Origin of the sequence: Methylobacterium sp. (assembly GCF_028290105.1) — a bacterium.
In the GTDB taxonomy this organism is placed as follows: Bacteria; Pseudomonadota; Alphaproteobacteria; order Rhizobiales; family Beijerinckiaceae; genus Methylobacterium.
Window position 1 is genome coordinate 1 of record NZ_JAQGKL010000149.1, and the last position, 3,199, is coordinate 3,199.

Consider the following 3,199-nt stretch of genomic DNA (forward strand, 5'->3'; position numbering starts at 1 on the left):
AATTCATGCCCGGCACGGCCCGCGAGCGTGGGCTGACCGATCCGTTCGACCCCGAGCAGGCGATCCCGCACGCGGCGCATCTGCTCGCCGACCTCAACCGGCAATTCGGCAATCTCGGGCTGGCGGCGGCGGCCTACAATGGCGGGCCGGGCCGCGTCTCCGCCTGGCTCGCGGGGACGGGCGGCCTGCCGACGGAGACGCGCAACTACGTCCTGGCCATCACCGGCGCGCCGGCCGAGGCCTGGCGTCCGGGCGCCGCGATCGAGATGCCCGAGGGCGCCGACCCTCAGGAGAAGAAGGCCGATGCCAAACCGGACTTGGCCAAACCGGACGTCATTAAGCCGGAGCCCGAAAAGACCTGCCTGCAGGTGACGGCGGCGCTGCGAATTCCGACACGCGGCGACCGCTTCGCGCTCGGCGGGAACGAGGGACCGGCGGCCCCTTGGGGCATTCAGCTCGCCGGAAACTTCTCGAAGGCCCTCGCGCTCCAGAGCTTCGCGCGGACACGGACGCTTTACACCGGCGTGATCGGGGATGTGCGTCCGATGATCATCGGAACCCGCCTGCGCAATCGCGGCACGCGCGCCTTCTACCGCATCCGGATCCCGGCCCAGAGCCGCGCGGCGGCGGACGCCTTGTGCGGCCGGATTCGTCAGGTCGGCGGCGCCTGCCTCGTCCTCAGAACCTGATCGTGAACGCGGCGCGGCAAAAGCGTCCCGATCACGCCATGAATCCGCCGCCTGCGCCCTGTCACAGGGGGTACGTACCCCAACAGAGAGATGCATGACCCGGGTCCTCGCCGTTCTCGCCAGCTTTGCCGGTCTCGCCCTCGTCGCGCTCGGCATCACGGCCTGCTCGCCGCTCGCCTTCTTCGACGCGATCGGTCCCCGGGACGACGGTGGCCGCCTTAGCCTGAAGAGCGCGGCCTTTGGCAAGCATCCGCGCCAGCGCCTCGACGTCTTCACGCCGGTGGCGGCGACCGGCAACGCCCCCGTGCTGGTGTTCTTCTATGGCGGCTCCTGGAAGAACGGCGCCAAGGAAGATTATGCCTTCGTCGGTCAGGCCCTCGCCGCGCAGGGCTTCGTGACGGTGCTGCCCGATTACCGGCTCTATCCGGAGGTCCGGTTCCCCGACTTCCTCGACGACGGGGCGCAGGCCATCGCCTGGGTGCAGGAGAACATCGCGGCCTATGGCGGCGACCCGCGCCGGATCGTGCTGGCCGGCCATTCGGCGGGCGCCTACAACGCCGTGATGCTCGGGCTCAACCCGACCTATCTGCGTCGCGCCGGCGTGGACCCGCGGGTGGTGCGGGCCGTGGCCGGCCTGTCCGGCCCCTACGACTTCCTGCCGCTCGATGCCGGCACCGCCTCCGAAGTCTTCGGCGAGGCGCCCGACAAGGCCGCGACCCAGCCCATCACCTTCGCGGGCCCGCGCTCGCCGCCGGCCTTCCTCGCGTCGGGCGCAGCCGACACCATCGTGCTGCCTTCCAACACCAAGCACCTCGCCGCCCGCCTGCGCGATGCCCGCGTGCCGGTGCAGGAGCGGGTCTATCCCGGGCTCGACCACGCCGACACGCTGCTGGCGCTCTCCGTGACCTTCCGCTCGAAAGCGCCGGAACTCGCCGAAATGGCGGCCTTCCTGCGCCAGCAGGCGGGCGAGCGACCGCAGCAGGCCCGCATGCTCGCCAACTAACCTCGGCCGTTGCGCAAGGCTTCCCGCGCCTTGCGATGGTCGGGAGCATCCGAGAAGGCCTTGTGCATCGCGGCCCAGAGCGGGGTGCGCGCCAAATTCTCGTCGAGTGGCAGCGCACGCTGGATCAGGCCGTCGGCGCGTCGGCGCTCCGGATTGGTGTTGAGCCAGGTATTGCGGTTGGTGATGTCCCAGGTGAGCACGTTGAGCACCGCCGCCTCGTCCAGCACCACGTCGAGGAACCGCCGGGCGAGGTCCGTGACCGCCCGGTCCCGGGTCTTCAGGTCGGCCGGGTAGTCGCGGTCGTTGATGTCGAACTCGGTGATCTCGATGGCGAGGCCGAGGGCGGCGACCTCGCGGAGAAAGCGCCGGAGCTTGTCCTGGTTCAGCGGGTGCTTGGCGTAGAGGTGGCCCTGGAGGCCGAGGCGACGGATCGGTACGCCGCGCGACCGCATCCCTTCCAGGGTTCGCAGCACCATGGCGCGACGCGGCTCGATCCAGTCGGCGTCCAGCTCGAGGTCGTTCTCGTTCCAGACCCCGGCGGCGTTCGGGTCGACCGCGTGCTGGATGCGGAAGGCGAGATCGACGTAGCCCGGCCCGATCGCCTCCAGCCAGGGTGTGCGGCGCAGGCCGTCCGCGCGCCCATCCTGCGGGCCGCAGATCTCGTTGACCACGTCCCAGGCCTCGATCCGGCCGCGGTAGCGCCCCGCCACGGCGTCGATCCAGCGGCGCAGGAAGGCCTCGCCCCTGCCTCCGGCGAGGCGCGGCGGGATCCAGGGCGGCAGGCTCTCGTGCCAGACCAGCGTATGCCCGCGCATGCGCTGGCGATTGCCTTCGGCGAAGGCGACGACCTCGTCGGCGTAGGTGAAATCGAGGGCGTCGGGCTCGCGCCAGGCATAGGTCAGCTTCATCGCGTTCTCGGACACGAGGATGCCGGCCTCGCGCGCCAGCGCCTGTCCGTAGGCCGGCCGCTGGCGAAGGGTGACGCCGTTCACCGCCGATCCGTAGGCGATCCCTTTTCGGGCCGCCGCCGCGTTGAGGCTGTCGGCCGACCAGGAGGGTGATGCCGCGACGGCTGCATCGCCCCGCAGCGCGAATGCACCGAGCGCACCGGCCAGCAGGGCCCGGCGGGACGTTCGTGTCGCGTTCACGCCTCGACGGTCTCGCGCTCAGCGGGGATCACCCGGGGGCGGCGGTCGGCGCCGATGGCGACGAAGGTGAACAGCCCTTCCGTCACCTTCATCGTCGCCTCGCCCTCGCGCTCGCGCCGCCAGACCTCGACCTGGATGCGCAGGGAGGTGCGCCCGACCCGGACGATCCAGGCATAGATGCTGACTTCGTCGCCGACGATCACGGGGCGGTGGAAGGTCATCGCCTCCACCGAGATCGTGGCGCAACGCCCGCGCGAGCGTCGGGCGGCGATGTTGCCGGCCGCGAGATCCATCTGGCCCATCAGCCAGCCGCCGAAGATGTCGCCCGCCGGGTTGGTGTCAGCGGGCATCGCGATGGT

At 70.8% G+C, this 3,199-nt stretch carries 4 protein-coding genes; 2 read left to right on the plus strand and 2 right to left on the minus strand.

Translation table 11 applies throughout. The annotated features are described in order from the left end of the window. Both JWQ05_RS10735 and JWQ05_RS10740 read left to right on the plus strand, forming a co-directional pair. The coding region (locus tag JWQ05_RS10735; RefSeq protein WP_299658436.1) for a lytic transglycosylase domain-containing protein at nucleotides 1-689 on the plus strand (689 nt) is incomplete at its 5' end. Nucleotides 690-783: 94 nt separating this feature from the next. Further along, nucleotides 784-1,692, plus strand: a complete 909-nt coding sequence (locus tag JWQ05_RS10740) for an alpha/beta hydrolase (RefSeq protein ID WP_299658437.1) — start codon at nucleotides 784-786, stop codon at nucleotides 1,690-1,692. Here the strand turns inward: JWQ05_RS10740 and JWQ05_RS10745 are convergent. Next, nucleotides 1,689-2,840 carry an endo-1,4-beta-xylanase gene (locus JWQ05_RS10745; protein WP_299658438.1) on the minus strand — a complete coding sequence of 384 codons (1,152 nt, stop codon included), beginning with the start codon at nucleotides 2,838-2,840 and terminating at the stop codon, nucleotides 1,689-1,691. The genes JWQ05_RS10740 and JWQ05_RS10745 overlap by 4 nt on opposite strands. Further along, nucleotides 2,837-3,199 (minus strand): acyl-CoA thioesterase (locus JWQ05_RS10750; RefSeq protein ID WP_299658439.1); only part of this gene is annotated, 363 nt, incomplete at its 5' end. The genes JWQ05_RS10750 and JWQ05_RS10745, both read right to left, overlap by 4 nt.

Excerpts from the sequence above, each read along its gene's own strand:
- JWQ05_RS10740 (WP_299658437.1), top strand. The coding sequence starts at position 784 with ATGACCCGGGTCCTCGCCGTTCTCGCCAGCTTTGCCGGTCTCGCCCTC.